The following is a 24,977-nucleotide window of genomic DNA, read 5'->3' as shown; positions in this document are numbered from 1 at the left end:
GCTGGATGCTATCGCGCACCGGCTGAACACACGCCCACGTGCAGTGTTGAAATTCAAGATGCCGATCGAGGTGTTTGCCGAACATCTGGATGCCGTGATTGAATCGCGACAAGCAGAGAAACATTAACCCTGTTGCACTTGGTTATTGAGGCCGCCATGTGATAGCCCGGGAAGGTGGGGCACCAGTCCTTCAGTACACTCTGGAGGCGCCCTGCGGCAATGTGTTCCTGCGCCATGTCCTCCGGTAGCAGGGCAAGGCCGAACCCTGCCAGCGAGGCGCGCAGTCTAGGCGCGCTGCTGTTGAATACCAGTTGGCCATCAACGCGCACGTTCAGTGCATGGCCATTCTTCTCGAATTCCCATACCAGCAGCCCGCCATAGGTTGGCAGCCTCAGATTGATACAGTCGTGCAGGGTGAGGTCATGTGGTGTCATGGGCAGTGGCCGTCTGGCGAAGTAGGACGGCGAGCCGACCACGGCGATGCGTATGTCTGGCGCAATCCGGACCGCGATCATGTCCTTGGCTACTTGGTCGCCCAAGCGGATGCCGGCATCAAATCGCTGCGCGACGATGTCGGTCAGCCCGTAGTCGGTGAAAATCTCCACCTTGATGTCCGGGTATTCCGGCAGAAATTTCTCCAACTTGGGCCATAACACCGTATCGGCGGCGTGCTCCGCGGTGGTGATGCGGATGGTGCCGGAGGGCTTGTCCTTGGCCCAGGCATCGACCGCCAGGATGCGATCAAACTGATCCGTTCGGCCTTCGAGCATGGCGTCACTTTCTTCGACACTGCGGAGGCTTATGGTCCGTTCACCAACGAGGAGCTGGTGGGTGAGGCGTTGGCCCCATTTCGCGATCGGGTGGTGATTGCCACTAAGTTCGGTTTTCGGTCCGGTGATGCCAACGCGGGCCTGGAAAGCCGGCCGGAGCATATCAGGGAGGTCGCGGAGGCGTCATCAAACGGCTTAAGACCGACCGTATCGACCTTTTCTACCAGCACCGTGTCGACCCGAACGTGCCGATCGAGGAGGTGGCCGGCACGGTGAAGGACTTGATCCGCGAAGGCAAGGTCAAGCACTTTGGCTTGTCGGAGGCCGGCGCAGAGACGATCCGCCGCGCCCATGCAGTTCAGCCAGTCACTGCGCTGCAGAGCGAATATTCCCTATGGTGGCGCGAGCCCGAGAAGGATATCCTGCCCACGCTCGAGGAGCTCGGGATCGGCTTCGTGCCCTTTAGCCCCTTGGGTAAAGGCTTCCTTACTGGTGCGATCAACGAGCGCACTACATTCGACAGTACCGATTTTCGCAATACCGTTCCCCGCTTCACGCCCGAGGCGCGCAAGGCGAACCAAGCCTTGGTCGATCTGCTCGGCACCATTGCAGCCCGCAAGCAGGCGACCCCCGCTCAGATTGCGCTTGCCGGGTTGCTGGCCCGGAAGCCTTGGATTGTACCGATCCCCGGCACGACCAAATTGCATCGCCTGGGTGAGAATATTGGTGCGGCTGCCGTCGAACTGACGCCGGGCGATCTTAGCGATATTGAAAGCGCCGTCTCCAAGATTCAGGTACTGGGTGACCGGTACTCGGCAGAGCGGCAGAAGCTGGTCGGTCGTTGAGCCGCACGTCTTCTTGACGCATATGAGCGTGTGTCTTGACGGGCGCACGCTCATGCCAGAAGGCAAGTCAAAAGCAGAAACTCAGGTCGAGAACTCGCTTTCGGTTGGTCTGTTGTATAGCATTAGGGGGCAGCGCACCACAGTTTCACATGCAACTGCAGTTGTCCTTACGCCATATGGAGCTATCCGAATCAGCTTGAGCGGGGGCCGCATCGATTTCAGGCGCTGCCAGAAGAAGTCGCGGACCTCGGCTGGGTTGTGCCCGGGCGCAGATTGGCAATCTCGCATTTACCCAAGCAGGCCCAGATTGCCTCGGTAGGGTTCGTCACATAAGCAATGACAGCTCATGCATCATGACTGCTTCTCATCAGGACTAGTCATCCTCGGCGATGCCAAATTCGCTGAGGTAGTCATCGATGGCACTACCCACGGTAGGATGGAAGCTATCACTGCCAATGAGCTCCATCAGATCGAAACGTTTGAGCTTGTCACGGACTGGATCCTTCATCTCGGCAAAATGCAACGCGATGCCACGATCGCTTAGAGTCCGACTCAGCTCTCGCAGCATATCGGCAGAGGTGACGTCTACGCTGGTCACGGGTTCGGCGGCCACCACGACCCTACGCACAGGTGTTGGCGACTCCTCGATAACTTCCAGCAAACGTTCCTGAAACAGCTCGGCATTGGCAAAAAATAGGGGGGCATCCCAACGAAACAACAGTAGCCCGGGGATCCGTTTGGCATCCGGGTAGCGTTCTATGTCATGAAATCCACGCAAACCATCTACGCGACCGAGAACGGCGAAATGAGGTCGCCAGCCGTCCCACAGAAATTCGATGATGGCGATCACCACTGCCAGGCAGATGCCAGGAATCGCACCGAAAACCGCGACAGAGGCAAAGCATCCGAGCGAGAGCCAGAACTCCCACTGCTGGATGCGATATATACGCTTCAGGTCGGCAATCTCGAACAGACCAATGGCTGCGGCAATGACTACCGCAGCCAATGCGCTGTTGGGCAGGTATTGCATCAGATTAGGCGCCACCATTAGCAGCATCGCCACAGCCAACGCGCCTACGACGCCAGTCAATTGCGTCCGGGCGCCTGCTGCCTCGGCCACCGGCGTGCGCGACGCACTGCTGCTAATCGGGAAGCCCTGAAAGAAGCCCGCCGCCAGGTTGGCGACACCCAGCCCCACCATTTCCTGGTTAGGGTCGACACGACTACGGAAACGTGCCGCGAAGGTTCGGGATAGCACACTGGTGTCCGCGAAAGCTATCAGCGCTACGGCAGAGCCACCGAGCAATATCCTGACCAAGTCCGCATCGCTGGCCCATGGTATCGAGAACACTGGCAAACCTTGGGGAATTCTGCCCAGTACTTTCACGCCAATGCTATCCAGATTGAACACGCTAACGCACAGCGTCGCCAGGACAACCGCGATAAGAATGCCAGGTAACCTCTCGAAACGCTTGAGGAACAGTATCAGCGCAAGACTCCCCGCACCTACCGCGAAGCTGTACCAGTTGGTTTCCCCTGCAGCGATGGCTTTGGCAAGGCTCAGCAGGTTCCGCAGCGGTCCTTTCTCATCAATGGAGATAGCGAAGATCTTCGGAAGTTGGCTAATCAACACGGTAAGCGCAATGCCATTCATATAGCCATATCGAATGGGCTTCGACAGCAGTTCAGTAATAAACCCCAAGCGCAATAGTCCCATGATGATGCACAAGACGCCGGCGATGATAGCCATCATGCTGGCCACGCCAATGGCACGCGATGGATCGCCACCGGAGATTTGTACGACGGTGGCCAGAATCGGTGCTGCAAGGGCGGAGTCCGGCCCCAGGACAAGAATTCGGCTGGGACCGAAAAATGCATACGCCAACAGCGGAATCATCGTGGCATAGAGGCCATATACACCGGAGACGCCAGATGCTTCGGCATAGGCAATACCGACTGGCACCAGCATGGTGGTTAATACCAGCCCGGCGGCCAGATCATGTGCCAGCCAACCGGCCTGATACTCCTTGAGCATCGCCAAGCCTGGGAGCCACCGCAACCATCCTTGTTCCCTGTTCTTGGCATGCTCGCTTCGGGAAATGGGTTTATCCGATTGCATTGGTCGAATGTTCGTAGTCGAAAACGTCGCCACGAGGATAGTGGGACGAGGAAGGTATAAAAGTAGGATAGGTCAGATAAGCCAACCGCCATAGAGCATGATCAGATCATCCGGAACGCCGCATCGTTCTAAGAGCCTGTTTACGATCTCGCGAACGAAGGGTCAGCCAAGGCGAAATGGTGCGAAAAAGCGGAATGTACTTATCGAGTAGATCAGCATGTTGAGCGCCATTTCAACGCAGGATCACCCAAATCCTAGAAGATAGAACGCAGCAGATCGTGAACAGGTTCTAAAGCAATCAACAAACCCTGACCGGCGTTGTGGTGCAGTCTTGCCGTACTACATGACTGTGCGCCGGGTAGGACCTGTTTCGCTGAGTGTGGTTAGCCACTCTCAGGTAACCAGCGGCCATCTTCACAAACCACTGACAGGAGTCACAAGCATGGGCAACAACATCGAAGGCAAGGTCGTCGTCATTACCGGTGCGAGTAGCGGGCTGGACGAGGCGACCGCCCGCTTGCTGTCGTCGCAAGGTGCGATCTTGGTCTTGGGGGGGGCGGAGCATTGAGCGGCTACAGGCACTGGTTGACGAGTTGACCGCCTTGGGCGGCAAGGCTCTGGCCGTATCGACCGACGTCACCCAGTGTGACCAGGTTAAGCGGTTGGTCGATGCCGCCGTGCAAACCTATGGCCGCATCGCCGTGATGGTCAACAACGCCGGACTGATCATGCCGCGCCGTTTCCAAGCGGACTGTCGTGCTGGCGATCATCCTCGTCAGCTACCTGATGACGATACTCGATGTTTCGATCGTCATCACTGCGCTGCCGAAGATCGAGCGGAGCCCCAGCTTTTGGGCTACAAAGCTCACTTGGGTGCAGAGTGCCTATCCGCTCACTTTCGGTGGGGTTGTTGCACGGCGCTCGGGCCGGCGACATTGTTGGCCGACGCCGCATGTTCGTGACCGTGCTGATGATTTTCACCGTCTCTTCGCTGAAGCGTCTTGATAACTTCAAATTGTTCGCGGCTGATGTCGCTTGGGTAGCTTTTTCTTACCCCCAGAGTTTCTCACATTCAACAGAGCGCAGAGCCTTTGAACAGGCTCTTAGAGGCAGTCCAGTGAGTTATGCCGTACAGAGGATGGGAGGTCTCAGAGACGCCCCATCGTTACATTGGCTGTGCTCAGAGTTTGAGCAATGGTGTCTTTCAGCTCAATTGATCCAGCGCTGGCTGATGTTCTGGAGCTCGCCGCTGGCCTTCAGCAGGTGTAGCCACTGATCGACATAGGCCTTGGTCACAACGTCGCCACGGGGCAGTAGCAGCGCATTCTCGCTGTACTGTAGCGGCTTGTCCGGGTTCACTGCGCATAGTCCCGGGCGTAGATGTTGCTGCACCCGCGCTTCGGCCGACTCGGTGACGAATACATCGGCCCGGCCGGCGAGTAGCTCCTCGAAGATCGTCAGGTTTTCAGGATGTATCGTCAGCGTGGCATGGGTGAAATGGGCCCGGGCGTAGCGCTCGTTGCTGCCGCCTGGATTGGTGATGACTCGCACCCCTGGCTTATCGATGTCAGCCAGTGTCTGGTAGTGCTTTACATCGGCGCAGCGCACCAGCGGAACCTTGCCGTTGACCATGTACGGCGCGCTGAACCAGGCCTTGCGCTGCCGGTCGAGCGACACCGAGATGCCGCCAGCGGCGATGTCGCACTTGCTGGCGGTAAAGTCGTCCATCAGTTTCGGCCAACTAGTCGCCACGAACTGGACCTTCGCGCCGAGCGAGTCGGCCAGTGATCGCACGAGATCGACGTCCAGCCCTTCATAGGTGCCGGGGGAGTGGGTGTAGCTGAACGGTTTGTAGTCACCTGGGGTACAGACGCGCAGCACGCCACTGTGAATCACGTCATCAACGGTGGCTGCCTGGCTGGAGCAGGCAAGGGTGGCACAGAACAGAGCCTGTAGTAGTAAGAGGCGCTTGAGCATGGGATTCCTTTGGCATCAAGAGGTTTTTGTTAGCAGCAGCAAGAACGGAGTGAAATTACAAATCTTTGACCTAAATCAATGTGCCGTAGTGAATTTTACATTTTGATTGAACATCAAATAGGCCAATTAAATATGCTTTAAGCATTTATCCATGAGAGCTGATTTGAATGTGCTGGTACTCTTTGAATGCCCGAAACACCATGATGTCATTCAGCAGGCCTTGATATCCGCCGCTAATGTGGCTTGTGTCTCCCTGGCCTCTGCAGAGGCATTGGAGCGTTCGATGAAGGGGGGGCGCTGGGATGCTGTCGTTCTCTGTTATGAAACTGCCCCGACAACGCTGAAACAACATCTGTCGACCATTCGACGGTACCAACCGGAAGCAACCGTGACGGTTATCGTCGCCACCTTAGATGGCCCCCTGTCTGCCGAGTGGGCTCATTTGGGGATCAATGATCTTATTTCCTTTGGTGATCTCTCGGTATTGTGGCCAACGCTGCAGCGTCGGGTGAAGGAGGGACAAGAAAAACGGGCTTGGCGCGTGACCGAAAAATGTCTATGTGAAAGCGAAGCTCGTTTCCGCGAGTTGTTCGAGTCCTTGCCTGTAGCCTACCAAACCCTGGATGAGCAGGGACGGTATCTCGAGGCAAATGATGCGTTGTGCAAGTTACTAACCTTTCAGCTTGTAGCGTCATTTTGACCAGCTTTACAACGTGTACAAAATCAGCATGTTACAAAACACTGGAAGTGACATTACTAGTGAAAACCTTAGTACTTGGCTGCCAACGCCAGGCGTTGATTGGACGTGCATTCAATGAATTCTGGTCTGCAACCACCTTGGGGCAATTTCGCACGGTATCAGACTGCTTTCAACCAACGGAACAAACCTGTTGCTGCGAACTGGAGTTACAACCAGAAACGGGGAGCTTGATAACAGTTCTATTAGAGGGCTACATTCAGCAGGATACAAAGGGTCGCTTCGTCCGCGCACATTTCCTAATGCATGATATTAGTGCCCGTAAGCAAGCCGAAAAACGATTACGCTTGGGTGCTAGCGTATTCGCCAACTCCCGCGAGGGAATTTTGATTACGGATGCCCATCGACGCATTGTCGATGTCAACCCGGCCTTTACGAAGATAACCGGTTACAGCCGTGCCGAAGCACTAGGAAAAAATCCCAAATTTCTCAGCGCGGGCTATAAACATTCTGGGATGGCGGTAGGCATGTGGCGGGACCTGGATGAACATGGATTCTGGCAGGGGCAGTTGTTGAATCGCACCAAGGGGGGCAAGGTCTATTCCGAGTTACTGTCCATATCCGTTATAAAAGACGCAGCACAGAACACCAGTCATTACATGGGAGTGTTCAGCGCTAGTACTAATAGCTACGATGCGCTAACGGGGCTGCCGAATCGCAATGTGTTTCATGACCGGCTGTTGCAAGAAATCAAGCATGCCCAACGAACTCATGAAAAAGTTGCCGTGATTTGCCTCGGTCTTGATCGGTTCAAGGAAACCAATGAAGTCCTCGGCCACGGTACAGGGGATCAGTTGATCCAGGAGGTCGTGCACCGCTTACAAAGTAGTATACGGGAAGTGGATACACTGCTGCGATTAGGAGGAGATGAATTTGCGATTATTCTTGGTAGGCTGCATGACCACACGATAGTTGAGAGAGGTGTTCAGGCGATTCAGGCGCGCTTCAGCGAAACTTTCCATCTTGGCAATGATGTGGTGTCCCTTTCCTCCAGCATCGGCATTACCTTTTATCCCGATGATGCCTGTGCGACCGATGAACTCCTCAAACATGCTGCACAAGCCATGTACATAGCCAAGGAGATGGGGGGAAATCATGTTCGCTATTACACCGCTGCGATGCAGGACGCGGCCATGGTCCGTAAACGTCTCATCGATGATTTGCGTAATGCCGTTGTTCAGAAGCAGTTCGTTCTACATTATCAGCCCATCGTCTCCCTTAAGACTGGTGCCATCTATAAGGCAGAGTCATTGATTCGGTGGCTGCATCCCAGTCAAGGTTTTATTAGCCCAGCAGTCTTTGTTCCAATAGCGGAAAAGACCGGATTGATTATTCAGATTGGAGATTGGGTCTTTAAGGAGGCAGCCCGTCAGATCAAGCATTGGCGTGAAAAATATCATTCTTCCTTTCAGCTGAGCATCAATATTTCACCAATTCAGTTCCAGAACGACGACATGAATCATGTCGGCTGGCTAAACTATCTGAGAAACCTTGGGGTGCCTGCCCATAGTATCGTTCTGGAAATTACAGAGGGGCTATTGCTCGACAAGAGTGTCGTTGTCAGCGAAAAATTTATCGACTTCCATGGGGAAGGGATGCAGGTTGCCATTGATGATTTTGGTACGGGGTACTCTTCTCTGTCCTACCTCAAGACTTTCGAGATTGATTATCTCAAGATCGACCAATCTTTTGTTCGCAATTTGACCCACGATTCGCACGACATGATAGTTTGCGAAGCCATCGTCGGCATGGCCCATAAGCTGGGCATGAAGGTCATTGCTGAAGGAATAGAAACGCCAGAACAGCGTGACCTACTAGCGGCCGCCGGGTGTGATTATGGCCAAGGCTATCTCTTTGCCAGACCATTACCCGCGATGGAGTTTGAGCAGTTTCTTGTTGGATCGCTACAACCGGGCTGTTTTTCCAAGAATAATATCTAAAAATGCAGAGGGGCAGGGGGATGCGTAAGAATTTGCCAGTGATGGAACATGAAACGCTATTGCCTGAAGGAGAGTTCATTTACTCCAGGACAGACCTGCAAGGCACAATTATAGAAGCGAATGATGCCTTTGCCAGAATCAGCGGTTTTCAGCGCGAAGAAATGCTAGGGCAGCCGCATAACATTGTGCGCCACCCCGATATGCCAGAGGCAGCCTTTGTGGATATGTGGCGCGACCTGAAGGCAGGACGGCCATGGCGGGGAGTTGTGAAGAACCGTCGTAAGGATGGCGGTTTTTATTGGGTAATTGCCAATGCATCTCCGGTTCGTGTGCACGGACAGATAGTCGGATTCCAATCCATACGCACCCGACCGACGAGAGATGAAGTGGGGGCAGCTGACATTGCCTACAAGCGTATTCGCGAGGGAGATTGCACCTTACAAGTTGAACATGGACGCGTACGAAAAGTGCGTAGCGCTTGGCGCCAATGCCTGACTCCCGAGGCATTGGCATATTGTATGGGAATAGCAGGGCTGTTGCTGGTTGCTTCATTGCTGCTAGAAGAAACGACAGGTATTCATTACGCGCATACACTGAGCCTTGCCCTGGGGGGAACCGTGGGTATCCTGGCCGCAGGTTTTGTATTCCTATTCCTACCCCGCTTGCTCAAAGAGCAGAAAGTCTTATCGGACCATATTGAGTATGTGCTGGTATCCGGCGATCTCACTCATCGCATGGCATTGGATAGCCATACTCCGCGCGGTGTGATCTCTCGCAAGTTTGACATCTTTGTTTCATCGGTGCAGGCCACCATGCAAAGCATTGCCAATGCTGCTCAGCAGGTCAGTCAATCGACCCTGGAGGTGGCCACTAGCGTCGACCGGATTAACCAGTCGGCTTTGATACAGAGCCAAGCCACGGCAGCAGCAGCGGCGGCCGTGGAACAAATCACGGTAGCCATTGGCGAAGTGGCCAATCATGCTGGGGCAACGCGGGAAGTCTCGCAGCGTTCAGGTGAGACCGCCCATGCAGGAGCACAACAGTCTGCAGTGGCGAGTCATACAGTTCATGCGTTAGCGGTAACGGTGAAGGCCTCGGCTGAACGTGTGGAAGAATTGGGTGCGCGGTCATCCGAAATCAGTCGGATAACAGAGGTCATTCAGGATATTGCCGATCAGACGAATCTCTTGGCCCTCAATGCCGCCATTGAGGCGGCCCGGGCTGGTGAGTCTGGCCGGGGATTTGCTGTGGTGGCGGATGCAGTACGAAAGCTGGCAGAGCGTACGCGTGAAGCTACTCAGGAAATCCGCACCATGACCGTATCTATTCATGAGGAAACCGAGCGCGCCGTTCTCGGCATGCAATCCGGTGCCGAACATGTGGAATCCAGTGTCGCGTTAGTGGTGGCGGCCAAGGAAGCATTGGATTTGATCAACACCGAAATGGCACATACCACTCATATGGTGTCGGGCATTTCCGATGCTACGGTGGAACAGCAGAATGCCATGGGCGAACTGTCAAATAGTATCAACCAAGTGGCAGAAATGACCACGCAGAATCTGTCCGTGGTAACACAGACGGGGCAATTGACCCAACGGTTGGATGGCACTGTGGATCGCATGTTAAAGACGGTGGGGCAATATGCCGTCTAGCCAGAAACAATGTGAACACTGAAGTAAAGCACTTTTGATGGAAATGGCAAGTAGGGTCAGCGATTGAAATGAACTGACCAGCCATTCATGATGGCTCGTATTAGCGGCACTAGGGGGAATTAGGAAGGTAATTGGGATTGGCGCCGATGAATTCAGTAGGACTTGCAGATAAGGGACTTTTCGATCTGTGATTATTCTGAATGGGTAGATTATCTTGTTGCCTAATGAAGATTATCTAAGATTTGTGTCCTTTCTTCGTAAAATAACAGTTAGTGATAAAACTGCAAACCATGCTTACTACTAAAATTATCTGGCAACGACTGCTTGGTCTGCTCCCAGGAGAGGTCACTCTCAACGAAACCCGTTGGTTGATACGGCCATGCCTGCACATGCCGTTGATGGAACAGCGCCGCGTACGAATGATTGTTAACCGAGTACGTCTCTTCGCTACGCTGTTTGCCGCATTGACGCCACTTTGGATCATCGTGGACGTACTGACCCTACCTTTTCCGCTATGGTTGCAACTGGCAATATTGCGGCTCCTAGCCACAATTGCCTTTGGTACCTTGGTCATGTGGCATCCGCAGGATGGTCGACTGGCCACGGCATATCAAGGCATGGCCACCCTGTTTGCCATTCCTACCCTGTTTTATTTAATCTCACATCTGCTGTTGTCCCATCATCAGCTGCAGGGCATCTCTGCCGCGATTGGCACCGGCTACGCCTTTTTGCCGTTTGTCCTCTTGGCGGGCTTTGCCATTTTCCCACTGACGTTGTTTGAAACTCTCACTTTTTCCGCTCCAGTGCTCTGTGCATACGCACTAGCCTTGATGTTCAATTGGGAGGAGGTCTCTTGGCCGTCATTTGGTGGCCAGTTCTGGCTGCTATTCTTACTGACTGGCGTAGCCAGCCTAGCCAGCATGAGCCAGTTGGCATTTATTATTGCACTGGTCAATCAAGCTATTCACGATCCCCTGACTGGCACGTTTTCCCGACGAAGCGGCGAGGAGATGCTTAACCTGCACCTCAGCTTTGCCCGCCGCAACAACTCCCCCTTCACAGTGGCCTTTCTTGATATCGATCACTTCAAAAGCATCAATGACCGGTTTGGACATGAATTCGGCGACCGTGTTCTGCAACAGCTCACTCAGACAGTCACGCACTGTCTGCGTCGCGGTGATATCGTGGTCCGCTGGGGAGGTGAAGAGTTTCTGCTGCTACTGAACAATACTGATCTCCACCAAGCCGCCCATGCACTGGAACGATTGCGTCAACACGGTTTGGGTATGCACCCTGATGGCAGGCAGATCACGGCCAGCATTGGGATTGCAGAAAGAATCGCCGATGGGACAGACGATTGGAAAGTATTGGTGGAAAAAGCGGATACTCGGATGTATCTGGCCAAACAGGGAGGGCGTGATCGTTTGGTTTTCGAAGGATAAAAGCAATACCATTTTGAATTTTACAAATGGTATTGTTATCCAATGTGAATGAATGGTGAGCTCACTCCCTTTCTTGGGTTTGTGCCGTGTGCATCTTCTTCAGTGTGCCGAGAGCGGTGAATCGGTTCAGGATGCTCTCCCTCAACTGCGGTTGGTTACCTGACGACCGAAGTCCTTGGCCATCACTCGCTCCCCGGCCAGCGCGAAGCACACTGTTCTGGCTTCAAGCAAGCTGTGCCGGTGGTCTCCGCTCCAAGGCTTCCAGATGGTTCTTGCCGAGACGGTGGGTTGTCCTCATGACCTCATCGCGAGTCTGCATCCTTGGCTGGGGAGCATTCATTAGTGCGGAATCCGCCATCAGGGCCCTGTTCAAGGAGTTATCAATCCGACCTTTCGGAGATACTCACGGAACTCACTGTAATTTGTGGCCAGATTGACAGCGACAGTATCCAAATCTGCCACGGTGTAGCAGGCCTCCTCTTGTATATGTTCCATAAAGTGCCTGTTCGGCTCACCAAGCCCCTCGTAAACGGGCAATATTGAAGGAGGGTAGTTGAAGATCCAATCTGGCTGGATGGAGTTGGAAGGCGGTCGCGCCACCCATATCGAATGTGCAATATCGTTACGAAGCGGCAGTAAGGCATATGGCACCTGAAGAAAGGCACTAATGCGATCATATTGATCAAATGGCAGGCGGCCATGACGCAGCAGGTTGAACAGCGTCGCGTGTTTTTGACCGAAGTTCAAGCTGAGCGTCAGCAATTTGACCGATATATAATCTGAACCAGCCACAGTCGCCATTATCTGCTGCATCAGCATTTCATACTTGGCAAACCAGTGAGTAATGGTGCCGAATAGCAAAAAATGTCGTTCGGTCAGGCAATCTATTGAATAGTCTTTCATGTGATGGCCTCCTGTTTGCTAGCTGACAATGTATTGTCGGTAGCCTATTTTTACAACTTGCCACCCCTTGCAGGTTTCATTTTTCCTCTTAGCGACGCTAACAATCCCCCCGTGCGTTGTTATGCGGCCTTGCCGTACTACTTGTACTGTTTGCAGCCTCAAGCCTGGCTAGGGCCGCTTCGCAGCGTTTTGTTAGCGGGGCTCTTATTTTGCGGATAGTTCGCTACTTCAGGAGCGGAATAAGGGCCACTAACAAAATTACTCGATAAATCGTAAACAGAGCATGGAGCAGGCAAGCTTCAACAAAGCGTAATGCGTATCCAGCCGTTGTCAGCAACTCATGGCGCTACTGAACCTCGGTTCCTTAGGGTAAGGCCTCAGGGACGCCGGTAGTGAGAGGGGACAGGATGCCGTTGAGGGACGCCCGGTCATCCGGGCTGGGCGACCTTTGCCACAACGAGAGGGCTCAAGGGGGAGCAACGGTTGTAGCGATTACCAGGGTTTCTGGGTAACAAGTTGACGTTTCATGCCCATTTGACAAGGCTCACCGTCAACTTGTCCTGCTGATTCTTGTTGGTGGCTCTCATCAAAATCCATATCAAGCATAGACGGTGTCTGCACTTGTGCCGCCCCGATATTGGCATTCATTGATCTAGCGTTTTTGCCGGCAACGGCAGTCATTCTGTGTCACGACGCAGCGACGGTTGGCCCAGCAGCGCAGTGGAGGGCCGGATGTCTGACCCAGCTTGGTCAGCCAGTAGCTTAACCGTATCAGCCGGCGGCGCAGTGCCCGCACACAATGGTAAAGACGGTAGCGCGATTGGCTGTGCGGGGATGGCTGGTGGTCGCTTAGGAAGGGACGGGGCATGAGTAGTGGCATGGCGTATTCCCGTAAGGGGATGGACTAAACGGATAGCCCCGATGCTAGGGAGCTCGCCGTAAAGAAACTGCAGAGATTGTGGCCATCCGCGTAAAGAAACCATAAAGATCTGAGCGGCAGGAGGAGAGAGGGGGCTGGAGTTTGTATCCGGAAGCCTGAGCCGATATCCCGGAGGCAATGCTAGAATTGTTGCTCCATCCTTATTGGTCGCGCTTGGAGCATTTCATGGCGGAACTGTTGTCGCATTTCACCAGCAAGTATTTGTTCATCGTGGCCGGCCTCCTGCCGATCATGAATCCGCCCGGCATGGTACCGATCTTCTTTTCGTTTACCCGCCGCAACAGTACCCCCGATCGCGCCTATCTCGCGCGCCGCATTGCTATCTATTGCTTCGTACTGTTGCTTGCCAGCATGTATGTCGGCAGTTTTGTGCTGGAGATCTTTGGCGTGTCGCTGCCGGTGGTGCAGTTGGGAGGCGGTCTGTTGTTGACCTTCGCCGCCTGGCGGATGCTCAACGACAGCCCGGCAGAGAGCAGCCCGCCGTCGGCCGAAGAGGCGGTAGAGGAGGTCGGGGTCGGACGAGACCTGTTGAAGCAGCGGGCATTTTTCCCGCTGACCTTTCCTCTGACAGTAGGGCCAGGCTCGATCTCGGTGGCAATCACCATTGGTGCGGCGCTGAGTAGTACCGAGAAGGGACTGAAGAAACTGGCGGTGGCGCCGGTGGCCAGTTTAGCTGCGGTGGCAACGCTCAGCTATGTCGTCTATTTGTGCTATCGCCATTCGGACAAGGTGCTGCGTTACCTTGGCTCCACCGGGACGGTGGTTTTCCTCCGTTTGACTGCGTTCATCCTGCTGTGCATGGGTATCCAGATCATGTGGAACGGAGCGAGCGCGCTGGTGGGCGAGCTGTTACGCGACAACGCTGCGCTGCTTGGCAAGCTGCACTGATCTCAGTCAGCCCTGAATCGGATCGGCCCGCCGGGTCTGGTGAATAGATCGTTGCGGTGGCAGGGGCAGGGGCAGGGGCAGGGCGACCGACGATCTGTCTTTTTATGTTCATAGAATTGTAGCCTGGGCTCAATACAATTCGATGAATCACGAATTGGCGGGGTGATCGACAGCACAAGCTAGCCCACCCCCGTCAGGTCGGCCGCCTCGTTGTCGCTCGTAAAATCACTGGAGAAATACATGAAGTCGTTCACTACCCGCGCTGTATTCCTGATGGCACTGCTTTCGCCGGCTCTGCTGACCAGTCCGCTCGTTCACGCCGCTGATCAGGTCGCCGCCGCGCAAGTTAGCGATGCCGAGTTGGCCGGAAAAGTCAAAGCAGCCCTCGACAGCGATGCTGACCTGAAGAAGCTGAACCTGAAAGTGACCAGCAAGCAGGGCGAAGTGACGATTACCGGTACCATGACCGACGACCAACAGATGTACAACGCCGGCGTCATCGCCGAAAAGGTATCAGGCGTCAAGTACGTCATCAACAATATGACGATGGCCCAGTAAGGCTCTCGATTTGGCCTGCCGCTCCTGTCAAATGGAGTGGCGGCTTCGGAAACAACAAGGGGCACTTGCATCGGCAGGTGCCCCTTGTGCGCTTCAGCGCTCGAAGCTGAACCCTTGGGCGCGCATTGCTGGGGCTACTTCAGGGAAATACACCGACTGGTAGTATTGAGCGATGTTCTGGCTCCAGGGCAGGCCGTCGGTGCGGCCGATGCTCTGCCAGTAGTCGAGCAGTTCGCGGTCGTAGTCGGTAATCGCCTCAGCGATGCCTTCTGCCTGGTAACGCTCGTCGTGTCGGAAAGTGGACAGCGGCAGACGCGGCTTGCGGGGGGCGGCCGTGGCCGGGTAGCCCAGTGCCAGACCAACCAGCGGGAAGGTTAGGGGTGGCAGGTTGAGCAGTTTGATCATCGCCTGTGGGTCGCGGCGAATGCCGCCAATCGGCACCACTCCCAAGCCCTCTGCTTGGGCCGCGGCCATCAGTCGTCCCAGTGTGATGCCGGCGTCTACTGCGCCGACCATCGTTCCTTCGATGCTATCGTGAATCACTTGCTGTTTACCGGCCACCTCGACACCCAGCGCCGTTTTACTGAAGTCCATTACCACCGTGATGAACACAGGGGCCTGGGCGATCCACGGCTGGCCGCCGGCAATCTTGGCGATCTCGGCGCGGCGTGTCGGATCTTGGACCACCACCAGTGATACCTGTTGTCCGTTGATCGAAGTGGGGCCGCGCCAGCCGGCCTCGATGATGCGGTCGAGCACGGGGGTAGGGACCGCTGCATCGCGATAGGCGCGGGTGCTGGCGTGCTGGCTCAGGGTGTCATGCAATGTTGTGGAGAGTGGGGCGTTCATTTTGTTTCGATAATTACAGTAACGTGGGAAATCATATGGTGGAGGCAATGCTACTGTTTGCAAGAGGAGACGATCTTGTAGCGCGCATGTTTCACTGCTGTGCGTTCCTCGCCGCTGTCCATAAAAATTCCAGGCAAGTTTATCAAGACAGCCTATGCTGTATGGATATCATGAGGCGCAGCAGCGTCGCCTGTCCTGGGTAATCAAATAGGAGACGATCGATGGCAGAGCAGCAGAAGAATGGTGCGGGACACAAGGGCAAGCGAGAAGTAGTGTTGGTATTACAGGGGGGAGGAGCGCTGGGCGCCTACCATATCGGCGCTTATCAGGCGCTGCATGAGGCCGGTCTGGAGCCTGACTGGGTGGCGGGTATTTCCATTGGCGCGATCAATGCCGCAGTGATCGCCGGCAATAAGACGGGCGAACGTCTGGCGGCACTCGACAGCCTTTGGGACTCGATCTCCCGGCCGGATGAAACTGGCCGGGCGCTGCATGGCTCGTGGCTTCGTTGGTACAACCAATACAACGTCGCTGAGGCGATGACGCTTGGCCAGCCTAATTTCTGGTTCCCTCGTATTCCCAGCCCGCTGGTGTTGCCGCCCAATTCGGCCGATCAGGCCAGCTTTTACGATACGTCACCAATGCTCGCTACCTTGCGTAGCCACGTTAATTTCGAGGGGCTCGGCAAGGCCGGCTACGGCCGGCTGTCCGTTGGGGCAACCCGAGTCGATACTGGCGAGCTCGTTTTCTTCGATTCGGACGACAAGCAACCGCTTGGTCCTGAGCATGTGCTGGCCAGCGGCTCGCTGCCGCCGGGCTTTCCGGCGACCCGGGTCGGCGAGCATCACTACTGGGACGGTGGCTGTGTCTCGAATACTCCACTCAACGCGATTCTCGACGACAAGGGCAGCAGCGATTTGCTGGTGTTCATGATCGACTTATGGAACGCCGAAGGTCGGCTGCCGACATCGATGGATGAAGTCGCCTGGCGCCAGAAACAGATCCAGTACGCCAGTCGCAGCGCCCAGATCGAAACGCTGTGCCAGGTGCACAATCTGCGCCATAGTGTGGCGCAGCATGGGCTCAAGAGCGAGGCCGGGGGCGATTCCGCTACTGCGGCTGCGGAAGGGGCGGTGCTGGATGTTCCGACGCGTCGGATCGACATCGTACATATCATCTACCATCCTTCCGCCGAGGAAAGCTCGTTCAGCGATGCCGAATTCTCGCGCTCGTCGATTGCTCGCCGTCGCGAGGCCGGTCTGCACGATATGAAGGCCGCGCTCGATCACGCGCCATGGAGTCGGCCGCAGCTGCGCGCAGCGCCTCAGTCTGCACCGGCAGCACTGCATCGCTTGCAAGCCGGAGCCTTCACCAGCCTGGTGCCGCGTTGATGTGAGCTGTGGTGGGTAACAAAGGTGGCCTCGTGCCGCCTTTGTTCATTGTGAGGGAGTCAGGGTGAGGTTGGGGCGCTGACCTGTTCAGCAAGAAAACTCACGACAGCTGCCTGCAGCTGCGGATAGAACGCGAGGAATTCGGCATCGAGCTCGCGGTAGGCAGCGATGAGATCGTCGATACCGTCTGCTACTGCGTTGGGGCGCGTCAAGCGATTGCGTGAGAAGCCCTGCAGAGTTGAGGCGATGCCGTCGAGTTCACGGTAATGGAGCAACCAGTTATCCGCCGTCATCTTCGGCAGGATGTCTTGTAGCCGAAGCGGCAGCATGGCGTGGCGATCAGCGAGTTCAGCATAGACTTGATGGGTGAATTCAGCCAGTGGCTGGTCAGCAAACGCCTCCCAATGCCGGGCGAGGAAGTGATCGTAGAAGATGTCGACGAGAATCCCGGCATAACGGCGCCGCTCGGTGGCGATATGGGTCTTGCTCGATCGAAACAGCGGGTGTGCGTCAGTGTAGCGGTCGATCTGGCGATGCAGTGCCATTCCGGCGACGATGCCCGGCGGCAGGTGGTTGGCGTTGGCCGGCTTCATGAAGTCGCCCAGCAGATTGCCGACGCGGGCCTCGGCATCGTCAGGGGCCAAATGCAGATGGGCGAGGTAATTCATGGCAAGCCTTCCTGTGCGCGATGAGAGGGCTGTCGTCCGGTTTTTCTTCCGTTCATGGAGTCATGATAACGGCGGGTTTGAGAGCCTGGGGGGCGTTCATTCGACCTCTTTCAATCCCGCCAGCCGCTCGCTGGCCGGCGCATAGCCCTGTGTCGCTGCCATACCATACCAGTGGCGGGCCTTGGGCACGTCGTTCCACACCTCGGCGAATGCGCCCAGATTGTAGGCCGCCAGGTAGCTGCCGCGCCCCTCTACCTCGGCGTGACTATCGCCGAGCTCCAGGCAGCGCTGCCAGCACTGTTCGACCATGGCCACCTCGGCCGGGTTCTCCGGTGGCTGACGGATGAACAGGTCGAGCAGCGTGTCGGCCAGGACAAAGAAGAAATCTGCGTTGTGCTGCTGGCGCTCCTGCTCGGCGCTGGCGACGGCCACCGCTTCATCGAATGCATCGCAGGCCTTTAGTGTCTGCAGGAAACGGACTACCAGGTCAGATGCCCAGGTATAGCGGCCAAGGCACAGGCGATAGCTTTCCGTAAAGTGCTGGCGGGCCTCGTCATGTCGACGAATAGCCTGCCACTCGCGACCCAGTAGGTAATGCAGGGCGGCATCCTGAGGGCTGCCCACCAACTCGGCCTGCAGGAGTGGGATATTGCGCCCGCTCTTGTCGGTGTCGAGGTAGCCGGAGTGTTCGACCACGACGCCCGTGTCGATATGGGGAAGCGTGGCAGCAATTTGCTCGTGGATGCGCCCTCGATAACGGACTCCGCGCGGCAATAGACGGCTGATGCGGCTGACGCTGGTCTGTATCTCGCCGTTTTCCTGCCGGAAGGTGCTACGTATCGCGATTCGGCCGAGGCAAGGTTCGAGGTCGGCGATGAAGCGACGTAGTATTTCTCCGCCGGCTACTATCGTTTCATCGGCATCGAGCACTAATACCCAGTCGTAATCGGCCACTGCGTCGAGCGCCGCGTTGCGTGCTGCGGCAAAGTCATCGCACCAGGCGAAGTGACGCACCTCGGCGCCGGCATGCTCGGCGATGGCTATGGTGTCGTCACTGGAGCCAGTATCGAGCACCAGCATGTGGTCGACCCATGGACGGATGCGGTCAAGGCAGCGTGCCAGATGGGCGGCTTCGTTCTTGACGATCATCGCGAGGGCGAGGCGGGGCTTGAGCATGGACAAAGGCCGGGTGTCTGTAGAGCAAGCATTCTGACACGATAGGTTCACGCCGCGCGAGGTGGCCGATGGCAACGTAGACCGACTACCGTGCATTCCTGTCCGCCGGACGGCAGGGAATACTGGCAACAGTGTTGCAAGACGGGCGTATAGTGGATATTCCACCCGGTACTTAGAGTGTGCGCCATGTTCCCGCTTGAAGTCTGGTTGACCTATACCGCTGCCTGTATTCTGTTGGTCCTGGCCCCCGGTCCGGACAATTTGCTCGCGGTCGGTCGGGGCCTGAGTCAGGGCAAGCTGGCAGCGGGCGTGTCGGGGTTGGCCTCCGGTGCCGGTATCCTGTTTCACGTCGCGGCGGCTACTTTCGGGCTGACTTTATTGATCCAAGCCTCGGTGCTGGCTTTCTGGTTGGTGAAGATCGTCGGTGCTCTCTACTTGTTATGGCTAGGCACCTGCGTGCTGCGTTGGCGCAGCCTGATCAGCTTTACCCCCGCGGCTAGGCAGTCTACCTCGAGCATCTTCGCTACCGGTTTTCTGTCCGCAGTGCTTAACCCCAAGCCCGGCCTGTTCGTGCTCGCTTTCATCCCACAATTTGTCAGTCCGCTGCGCGGTACCGTCAGTACGCAGATGCTGGTTTACGGTACATGGTTCGCGCTGCTGACGGCGCTCGGATTTGCCTTGATGGGGATGTTCGCATCGCACTTGGCCAACTGGCTGCGTGCCCGGCCGCGGGTGATTGCTGGCTTGAACATTGGCGCGGGCTTGACCTTTGTGGTGTCGGGGTTGTCGGTGGCAACGTTGAGGCAGAAGTAGTAGCGGCGCAGAGCCGCAAAGAGGTCGAAAGAGGACGTGAAAGGGCTCTTATGACGGTGCGGCCGGGGGCTGTGCCGGCGTGGCGAGATTGAGCATGATGAATCGGAATAGATGGCGTTACGGGACGGAGCTGGTCTTGGCGCTGAGCGGTTGGTTTGCGCTTAGTCTGCAACTTGCTCTGGGGGTGCGTGCCGGGCTAGCTCACGGCGTGCCGTGGCCTGATACGGTGCTGAACTATTTCAGCTATTTCACCATTATGACCAACCTGTTGTTGGCGCTCGGCCTGAGCGTGCCGCTGTTGGCGCCGGCTTCGCGTTGGGGGCTGTTTTTCCAGCAGCCTGAGATACGTTCGGCATCGCTGGTCTATATCGCCATCGTTGCGGTGGTGTACGCTCTGTTACTGCAGCAGTTATGGCATCCGACCGGGCTGCGCCTCTTCGCCGATATGCTGCTGCATCGGGCGATTCCGGCGGGCTATCTGTTCTATTGGCTGTGGTTTGTGCCATCGGGGAGGCTACGCTGGTGGGGGGCGCTGCAGTGGCTGATGTTCCCCGGCTTCTACCTGCTCTATACGCTGCTGCGAGGCGCGCTGATCGATATCTATCCCTATCCTTTCCTCAATGTGCTGCGTCTTGGCTATTCGGGTGTGCTGTTCAATGCCCTATTGTTGGCATGCGCCTTCTTGGTGATGAGCGCCCTGATCATTGCCTACGACCGACACTTGAAGACGTTGCAGGGGCGTTCGCTGCGGCGCGATCGCTGAGGTTTTCGTCTCCGAGCGCTTCGGGTTGGCTGTGCAAGATGGCTTTGCGGAAACTCAGGCGGTATGTAACGTCGACCACCGTTGCACCACCGCCTGCAACTGCGGCAAGCCTTCCAGTATCGCCGATGGGCCTGGCGACAGGATGTCGGCTGATTTCATTCCGATGACCAGCCCATCGCGTACCGCCGGGATGGCCTCCCAACCGGGCCGTGCAGCCAACTCTTCCGGATGGAATTTGCGGCCGCACCATGAGCCGATGATCACATCGGGCGCCCGGCGGATCACCTCGCTTGGGTCGGCGATGATCCGGCCACGAGCGGCCGGCTTGCCCGCGACGTCGGCGAATATGTCAATGCCGCCGGCAAGGTCGATCAGCTCGGAAACCCAGCCTATGCCGCAGATCAGGGGTTCGTTCCACTCCTCGAAGTAGACCCGAGCTCGCTCCGGCAGGCTGGCGGCGTGTGCGGCAGCAGCAGCCAAGCGGGCGGCCAGTTCGCCGACCAGCATCTCGGCGGCGGGTTGCCGGTCGACCAGTCGTCCGAGCGTGATGATCATGTCGAGGATGCCTTCCACCGTGCGCTGGTTGAACACGTGCACTTCCACGCCCGCGCGGATTGCATCTGCGACCAAGTCGGCCTGCATGTCGCTGAATGCGATGATCAGGTCCGGCTCCACCGCCATGATGCGCTGAATCTGGCCGCTGGAAAAACCGCAGATCGCCGGCTTGTCCCTACGTGCTCGGGCCGGGCGAGTGGCAAAGCCAGACACGCCGGCTATACGGTCTTCGGCCCCCAAGAGGTAAAGGGTCTCGACCGCCTCACTACTCAGGCAGGCTATACGGTGATAGAAGCTCACAAGTTACTCCGGTTGTGATCGGCGCACATCGCGGCGGCGCAGTCCAAGACTGACTGAACGCGACGGAGCACGATAGGGCAAAACGCGCGATAATCGGCGCCCGTCACTCTAATGAAAGACCATCACCATGTCCGACGACACCATTCGCTTGTCAAAACGCATGACCGAACTGGGGTTATGTTCGCGCCGCGAGGCGGACGAGTTCATCGAGATGGGGTTGGTGAAGGTCGATGGTGTAGTGGTCAATGTGCTGGGCAGCCGCGTTCGCCCTGACCAGACCATCGAGCTGACCCGCCAGGCGCTGGCGCAGCAGGCCGAGCGGGTGACCGTGCTGCTCAACAAGCCGGTCGGCTACGTGTGCGGCCCGGCTGGGCCTGGCGAGCGGCCGGCCTGGCAGCTGATCAAGCCGGAAACCCGCTCACGCGTCGACCGTTCCGGTTACACCTTCCTGAAGAAGCACACGCACAACCTGGCGCCGGCTGGTCAGTTGGAGGTCGATTCGGACGGACTTCTCGTGTTGACCCAGGACGGTCGCATCGCCCGCAAGCTGATTGCCGATGTCGCCGATTACGAGCAGGAATGGCTGGTATGGGTCGACGGCGGCCTAAGTGAGGTGGTGCTGGCGCAGTTGGCCGCTGGCGTCGAGATCAACGGCGTCCTGGCGAAGCCGGCCAAGGTCAGCCGGCAGAGCGATACCCAGTTGCGTTTTACGCTGCGCGACAATACGCCACGGCTGCTGCGCCGGCTATGCGATGCGGCCGGCTTGCGCGTCGTCCAGGTGAAACGCATCCGCATCGGGCGGATCGCGCTGGGCAATCTCGACGTCGGTCAATGGCGTTACCTCGAGCCGCACGAGCGCTTCTGAGGCCGCAGCTGCGGCAGCCACGCGCGTGCTGTTATGCTGTCGTTTTGCCTATGCGTGAGACCGCCGCATGCCCAAACTCGCCTTCGTGCCGGCCCAGGCCGAGCACGCCGCCATCATCGCCGCCCTGCACACTACCAGCTGGCAGTCGGCCTATCGTGGCCTGTTGCCTGATCGCTACCTCGACAAGGAGGCCGCTGCCGAGCGGCTGCAGCACTGGCAGTCCCGCCTGGTCGACGGTAAGGACGGCCCGTTCGAGGTACTGATCGCGGTGCTCGATGACAAGCCGGTCGGCTTTGTCTGTCTGCAACCTGAAGCCGACCCGGCATTTGGCGTTTATCTCGACAACCTGCATGTGATGCCGTCGGTACAGGGTGTCGGCCTGGGCAAGCAATTACTTGCCTGGGCGGCGCAGCGGGCTCGCGAAGGTTGGCCGAATAAGCCGCTGTTTCTCTATGTGCTGGAGGACAACGCCGAAGCGCGTGCGTTTTACCGTCGTGTGGGAGGCATCGAGTCTGCGCCATTTCCCGACGCCATGCCCGGTGGCGTGACGCTGGCGACGCGTCGGGTGAGCTGGCCAGACGTGCCGGCGCTGGTGGCCCGCTTGAAACGCTGACGCAGAGCGTCGTGTGAACCGAAGGCAGTGGCGAGGCTCCACCTTCGGTCCATTTTCACTGTGTCAGCAACGCCTGAAACTGGGCCAGCCAGTCTGGATGGGCTGGCCAAGCTGGGGCGGTGACGAACAACCCATCGGTGATCGCCCGGGTCACCTCCAGGTCGACATACTCGGCGCCGGCCTGGCGCACTTCTGGCGCGCAGGCCGGGTAGGCCGAAATGCGCTTGCCCCGGATCACGTCGGCGGCCGACAAGATCTGCACGCCGTGGCAGATCGCTGCGATCGGCTTATTGGCATGGGCAAAGTGTTGGACCGTAGCCAGGATTTTCTCATTCAGTCGTAGATATTCTGGTGCCCGGCCTCCAGGAATCAGCAAGGCGTGGTAGCTCGCCAGCTCGATGCTGTCGAAGCTCGCATTGAGGGTGAAGTTGTGGCCTCGCTTCTCGCTGTAGGTTTGGTCGCCTTCGAAGTCGTGGATCGCAGTGCGAATCTGCTCGCCCGCCTTCTTGCCAGGACAGACCGCATCGACGGTGTGCCCCATCGCCTGCAGGGCCTGGAACGGCACCATCAGCTCATAATCCTCGACATAGTCACCGCACAGAATCAGGACGCGTTTGCTCACCTGGTGTTCTCCTCGTTTTCACCTTCACCGCCGTCGGCGGTGCCAGCTTCACTCTAGCCGTTGACCGGCTGCCGCGCTGCGGCCGGCTTTGCTATGCTGGCGGTCATTCATCAAAGAGATAACGAGAATGACGCTGGAGCAATTCGAAGCCACACTGTCAGATGTCTCAGTGCCTGCTGGGCTGTCCGAGCCACTGGCCAGCCTGTGGTTGGTTGCCAATGACCACTGGGAAGAAGCGCATGAATTGGTGCGCCACGAGATGGGAGCCTACGCTTGGGTGCATGCCTATCTGCACCGTGTCGAGGGCGTGCTGTGGAACGCTGACTACTGGTACGGTCAGGCCGGCAAACGCCGTCCCGACTGCAGCCTGCACAAAGAATGGCGCACCATAGCCAGTGCGCTCTTGCAAGCCTGAACGGTGCCTGCGAACGGCTCCGGATTCGACTAAGCTCGGGTCAAGCGGGCATGCGGCGGTGCCGACCCCGACCCATCATTAAGGATTCTCCCACTATGACTCCTCATGCCATCTGCGTTCACCAACCAGGCGATGCTACGGTACTCAGCTATGAACCGGTTGATGTAGCGGCGCCCGGTGCCGGCGAAGTACTGTTGCGTCAGACTGCCATTGGCGTCAATTTCATCGACATCTATTTCCGTACCGGCCTGTATCCGACGAATTTGCCTTGTATTCTCGGCCAAGAGGCGGCCGGGGTCGTCGAGGCGGTCGGGCCGGGCGTGACCGAGTTCCAGCCGGGGGACCGGGTCGCCTACGCCGGAGTGATGGGGGCATATGCGACTCACCGCCTTATCAATGCGGCACGGCTGGTGCCCGTGCCGGACGGGGTCAGCGACGAATTAGCCGCCGGCACCTTACTGCGCGGCATGACGGCGCAGTATCTGATCAAGCGCACCTTCCCTGTGGCACCGGGCATGACCGTGTTGATCCATGCGGCGGCCGGCGGAGTCGGCCAGATTGCCAGCCAGTGGGCGAGGGCATTGGGAGCGAAGGTGATCGGTACAGTCGGTTCGACGAGCAAGGCGGAGCTGGCGCGCCACTGGTGCGATTACGTAATCAACTATAGCGAGGAAGACTTCGCCCAGCGGGTGCGCGAGATTACTGGGGGGCAGGGGGTGCCGGTGGTCTACGACGGTGTGGGGGCAGCCACTTTCGAAGGTTCGCTTGATAGCCTGTCGCTGCGCGGCATGCTAGTCAGCTTCGGCAATGCCTCCGGTGCGGTGCCACCATTCGCCCCGGTGCTGCTGTCGCAGAAGGGGTCGCTGTTCCTGACCCGGCCAACCCTTGCCCATTACACTGCGACCCGCGAAGAACTGCTGGCGACGGCCGCCGACTATTTCGCTGCGCTTGCGAATGGCATGGTCAAAGCTGGGGTGGGGCAGCGTTATGCACTGACCGATGCCGCCCAGGCGCACCGCGACCTTGCCGCGCGCAAGACCACCGGCGGCATCGTGTTGTTGCCGTAAGCCCTAAGAACCAGGTCACGATCTCGCGAACGAAGGGTTAGCCAAGGCGAAATGACGTGAAAAAGCGGAGTGTACTTATCGAGTAGATA

24 protein-coding genes and 5 pseudogenes are annotated in these 24,977 nt (G+C 57.3%); 18 read left to right on the top strand and 11 right to left on the bottom strand.

Annotated features, from left to right (window positions below):
* A pseudogene (locus tag QU481_RS23965) lies at window positions 1–127 on the top strand (IS30 family transposase); the annotation flags it as partial.
* A gap of 37 nt (window positions 128–164) precedes the next feature.
* Here QU481_RS23965 and QU481_RS02015 read toward each other — a convergent pair.
* A pseudogene (locus QU481_RS02015) lies at window positions 165–770 on the bottom strand (LysR substrate-binding domain-containing protein); the annotation flags it as partial.
* Between QU481_RS02015 and QU481_RS23810 the strand changes: the two are divergent.
* Window positions 669–1,615, top strand: a pseudogene (locus QU481_RS23810) (aldo/keto reductase). The pseudogenes QU481_RS02015 and QU481_RS23810 sit on opposite strands and share 102 nt — an antisense overlap.
* A 373-nt stretch (window positions 1,616–1,988) precedes the next feature.
* On the opposite strand, the gene QU481_RS02005 reads toward QU481_RS23810, so the two are convergent.
* Window positions 1,989–3,650: a SulP family inorganic anion transporter gene (locus QU481_RS02005; RefSeq protein ID WP_289828195.1), complete on the bottom strand. Its 1,662-nt coding sequence runs from the start codon at window positions 3,648–3,650 to the stop codon at window positions 1,989–1,991.
* A gap of 526 nt (window positions 3,651–4,176) precedes the next feature.
* On the opposite strand from QU481_RS02005, the gene QU481_RS02000 reads away from it, so the two are divergent.
* The 3 genes and pseudogenes from QU481_RS02000 (at window position 4,177) to QU481_RS01990 (ending at window position 4,739) form a co-directional block, all read left to right on the top strand.
* Window positions 4,177–4,302: a hypothetical protein gene (locus tag QU481_RS02000; RefSeq protein ID WP_289828194.1), complete on the top strand. Its 126-nt coding sequence runs from the start codon at window positions 4,177–4,179 to the stop codon at window positions 4,300–4,302.
* A pseudogene (locus tag QU481_RS01995) lies at window positions 4,268–4,420 on the top strand (hypothetical protein); the annotation flags it as partial. The gene QU481_RS02000 and the pseudogene QU481_RS01995, both read left to right, overlap by 35 nt.
* Before the next feature lie 70 nt (window positions 4,421–4,490).
* Entirely contained in the window at window positions 4,491–4,739 is a 249-nt protein-coding gene (locus QU481_RS01990) for a hypothetical protein (protein WP_289828200.1), read from the top strand.
* A gap of 204 nt (window positions 4,740–4,943) precedes the next feature.
* Here QU481_RS01990 and QU481_RS01985 read toward each other — a convergent pair whose 3' ends face one another.
* The gene (locus QU481_RS01985; RefSeq protein ID WP_289828193.1) at window positions 4,944–5,711 is read right to left on the bottom strand and encodes a transporter substrate-binding domain-containing protein; all 768 of its coding nucleotides are present in this window, start codon (window positions 5,709–5,711) and stop codon (window positions 4,944–4,946) included.
* Between the two features lie 151 nt (window positions 5,712–5,862).
* Here QU481_RS01985 and QU481_RS01980 point away from each other — a divergent pair, with 151 nt between their 5' ends.
* The 4 genes from QU481_RS01980 (at window position 5,863) to QU481_RS01965 (ending at window position 11,502) form a co-directional block, all read left to right on the top strand.
* Window positions 5,863–6,411: a PAS domain S-box protein gene (locus QU481_RS01980; protein ID WP_289828192.1), complete on the top strand. Its 549-nt coding sequence runs from the start codon at window positions 5,863–5,865 to the stop codon at window positions 6,409–6,411.
* A 59-nt stretch (window positions 6,412–6,470) separates the two neighbouring features.
* Window positions 6,471–8,408 carry a putative bifunctional diguanylate cyclase/phosphodiesterase gene (locus QU481_RS01975; protein ID WP_289828191.1) on the top strand — a complete coding sequence of 646 codons (1,938 nt, stop codon included), beginning with the start codon at window positions 6,471–6,473 and terminating at the stop codon, window positions 8,406–8,408.
* A 20-nt stretch (window positions 8,409–8,428) separates the two neighbouring features.
* Window positions 8,429–10,060 carry a methyl-accepting chemotaxis protein gene (locus tag QU481_RS01970; RefSeq protein WP_289828190.1) on the top strand — a complete coding sequence of 544 codons (1,632 nt, stop codon included), beginning with the start codon at window positions 8,429–8,431 and terminating at the stop codon, window positions 10,058–10,060.
* A 290-nt stretch (window positions 10,061–10,350) separates the two neighbouring features.
* Window positions 10,351–11,502, top strand: coding sequence for a GGDEF domain-containing protein (locus QU481_RS01965; protein ID WP_289828189.1), 1,152 nt, complete (start codon window positions 10,351–10,353; stop codon window positions 11,500–11,502).
* A 61-nt stretch (window positions 11,503–11,563) separates the two neighbouring features.
* On the opposite strand, the pseudogene QU481_RS01960 reads toward QU481_RS01965, so the two are convergent.
* From QU481_RS01960 to QU481_RS01950, 3 genes and pseudogenes are all read right to left on the bottom strand, one after another.
* Window positions 11,564–11,812, bottom strand: a pseudogene (locus QU481_RS01960) (hypothetical protein); the annotation flags it as partial.
* Between the two features lie 59 nt (window positions 11,813–11,871).
* Window positions 11,872–12,405, bottom strand: a complete 534-nt coding sequence (locus QU481_RS01955) for a hypothetical protein (protein WP_289828188.1) — start codon at window positions 12,403–12,405, stop codon at window positions 11,872–11,874.
* A gap of 492 nt (window positions 12,406–12,897) precedes the next feature.
* Window positions 12,898–13,053, bottom strand: a complete 156-nt coding sequence (locus QU481_RS01950; RefSeq protein ID WP_289828187.1) for a hypothetical protein — start codon at window positions 13,051–13,053, stop codon at window positions 12,898–12,900.
* A 457-nt stretch (window positions 13,054–13,510) separates the two neighbouring features.
* Between QU481_RS01950 and QU481_RS01945 the strand changes: the two genes are divergently transcribed.
* Window positions 13,511–14,233 (top strand): MarC family protein, encoded by a 723-nt coding sequence (locus QU481_RS01945; protein ID WP_289828186.1) that lies wholly within the window; start codon window positions 13,511–13,513, stop codon window positions 14,231–14,233.
* Window positions 14,234–14,473: 240 nt separating this feature from the next.
* Window positions 14,474–14,791 carry a BON domain-containing protein gene (locus tag QU481_RS01940; RefSeq protein ID WP_289828185.1) on the top strand — a complete coding sequence of 106 codons (318 nt, stop codon included), beginning with the start codon at window positions 14,474–14,476 and terminating at the stop codon, window positions 14,789–14,791.
* Window positions 14,792–14,884: 93 nt separating this feature from the next.
* Here the strand turns inward: QU481_RS01940 and QU481_RS01935 are convergent, their stop codons facing one another.
* Complete coding sequence (locus QU481_RS01935; protein WP_289828184.1) at window positions 14,885–15,640, bottom strand: NADPH-dependent oxidoreductase; 756 nt, start codon at window positions 15,638–15,640, stop codon at window positions 14,885–14,887.
* A gap of 221 nt (window positions 15,641–15,861) precedes the next feature.
* On the opposite strand from QU481_RS01935, the gene QU481_RS01930 reads away from it, so the two are divergent.
* Window positions 15,862–17,031 (top strand): patatin-like phospholipase family protein, encoded by a 1,170-nt coding sequence (locus tag QU481_RS01930; RefSeq protein ID WP_289828183.1) that lies wholly within the window; start codon window positions 15,862–15,864, stop codon window positions 17,029–17,031.
* Window positions 17,032–17,090: 59 nt separating this feature from the next.
* Here QU481_RS01930 and QU481_RS01925 read toward each other — a convergent pair whose 3' ends face one another.
* Both QU481_RS01925 and QU481_RS01920 read right to left on the bottom strand, forming a co-directional pair.
* Window positions 17,091–17,699, bottom strand: coding sequence for an acyl carrier protein phosphodiesterase (locus tag QU481_RS01925; protein ID WP_289828182.1), 609 nt, complete (start codon window positions 17,697–17,699; stop codon window positions 17,091–17,093).
* A gap of 96 nt (window positions 17,700–17,795) precedes the next feature.
* Window positions 17,796–18,875 (bottom strand): glycosyltransferase, encoded by a 1,080-nt coding sequence (locus QU481_RS01920; protein ID WP_289828181.1) that lies wholly within the window; start codon window positions 18,873–18,875, stop codon window positions 17,796–17,798.
* Window positions 18,876–19,061: 186 nt separating this feature from the next.
* Between QU481_RS01920 and QU481_RS01915 the strand changes: the two genes are divergently transcribed.
* A complete protein-coding gene (locus tag QU481_RS01915; protein WP_289828180.1) occupies window positions 19,062–19,688 on the top strand; it encodes a LysE family translocator in 627 nt (208 codons plus the stop codon).
* Between the two features lie 136 nt (window positions 19,689–19,824).
* Entirely contained in the window at window positions 19,825–20,451 is a 627-nt protein-coding gene (locus QU481_RS01910; protein WP_289828179.1) for a Pr6Pr family membrane protein, read from the top strand.
* A gap of 54 nt (window positions 20,452–20,505) precedes the next feature.
* Here the strand turns inward: QU481_RS01910 and QU481_RS01905 are convergent, their stop codons facing one another.
* Window positions 20,506–21,306: an ABC transporter substrate-binding protein gene (locus QU481_RS01905; protein WP_289828178.1), complete on the bottom strand. Its 801-nt coding sequence runs from the start codon at window positions 21,304–21,306 to the stop codon at window positions 20,506–20,508.
* A gap of 127 nt (window positions 21,307–21,433) precedes the next feature.
* Here QU481_RS01905 and QU481_RS01900 point away from each other — a divergent pair, with 127 nt between their 5' ends.
* Complete coding sequence (locus QU481_RS01900) at window positions 21,434–22,171, top strand: pseudouridine synthase (RefSeq protein ID WP_289828176.1); 738 nt, start codon at window positions 21,434–21,436, stop codon at window positions 22,169–22,171.
* Window positions 22,172–22,238: 67 nt separating this feature from the next.
* Window positions 22,239–22,784, top strand: a complete 546-nt coding sequence (locus QU481_RS01895; protein ID WP_289828175.1) for a GNAT family N-acetyltransferase — start codon at window positions 22,239–22,241, stop codon at window positions 22,782–22,784.
* Between the two features lie 55 nt (window positions 22,785–22,839).
* Here the strand turns inward: QU481_RS01895 and QU481_RS01890 are convergent, their stop codons facing one another.
* Window positions 22,840–23,406, bottom strand: coding sequence for a DJ-1/PfpI family protein (locus QU481_RS01890; protein ID WP_289828174.1), 567 nt, complete (start codon window positions 23,404–23,406; stop codon window positions 22,840–22,842).
* A gap of 127 nt (window positions 23,407–23,533) precedes the next feature.
* Between QU481_RS01890 and QU481_RS01885 the strand changes: the two genes are divergently transcribed.
* Both QU481_RS01885 and QU481_RS01880 read left to right on the top strand, forming a co-directional pair.
* The gene (locus QU481_RS01885; RefSeq protein WP_289828173.1) at window positions 23,534–23,821 is read left to right on the top strand and encodes a hypothetical protein; all 288 of its coding nucleotides are present in this window, start codon (window positions 23,534–23,536) and stop codon (window positions 23,819–23,821) included.
* 95 nt (window positions 23,822–23,916) lie between these two features.
* The gene (locus QU481_RS01880) at window positions 23,917–24,888 is read left to right on the top strand and encodes a quinone oxidoreductase family protein (RefSeq protein WP_289828172.1); all 972 of its coding nucleotides are present in this window, start codon (window positions 23,917–23,919) and stop codon (window positions 24,886–24,888) included.
* The last annotated feature ends 89 nt before the right edge of the window (window positions 24,889–24,977 follow it).

The sequence above is a fragment of the Crenobacter oryzisoli genome (assembly GCF_030385785.1).
Classification (GTDB): Bacteria; Pseudomonadota; Gammaproteobacteria; order Burkholderiales; family Chromobacteriaceae; genus Crenobacter_A; species Crenobacter_A oryzisoli.
This window is presented reverse-complemented; position numbering and strand designations above follow the sequence as displayed.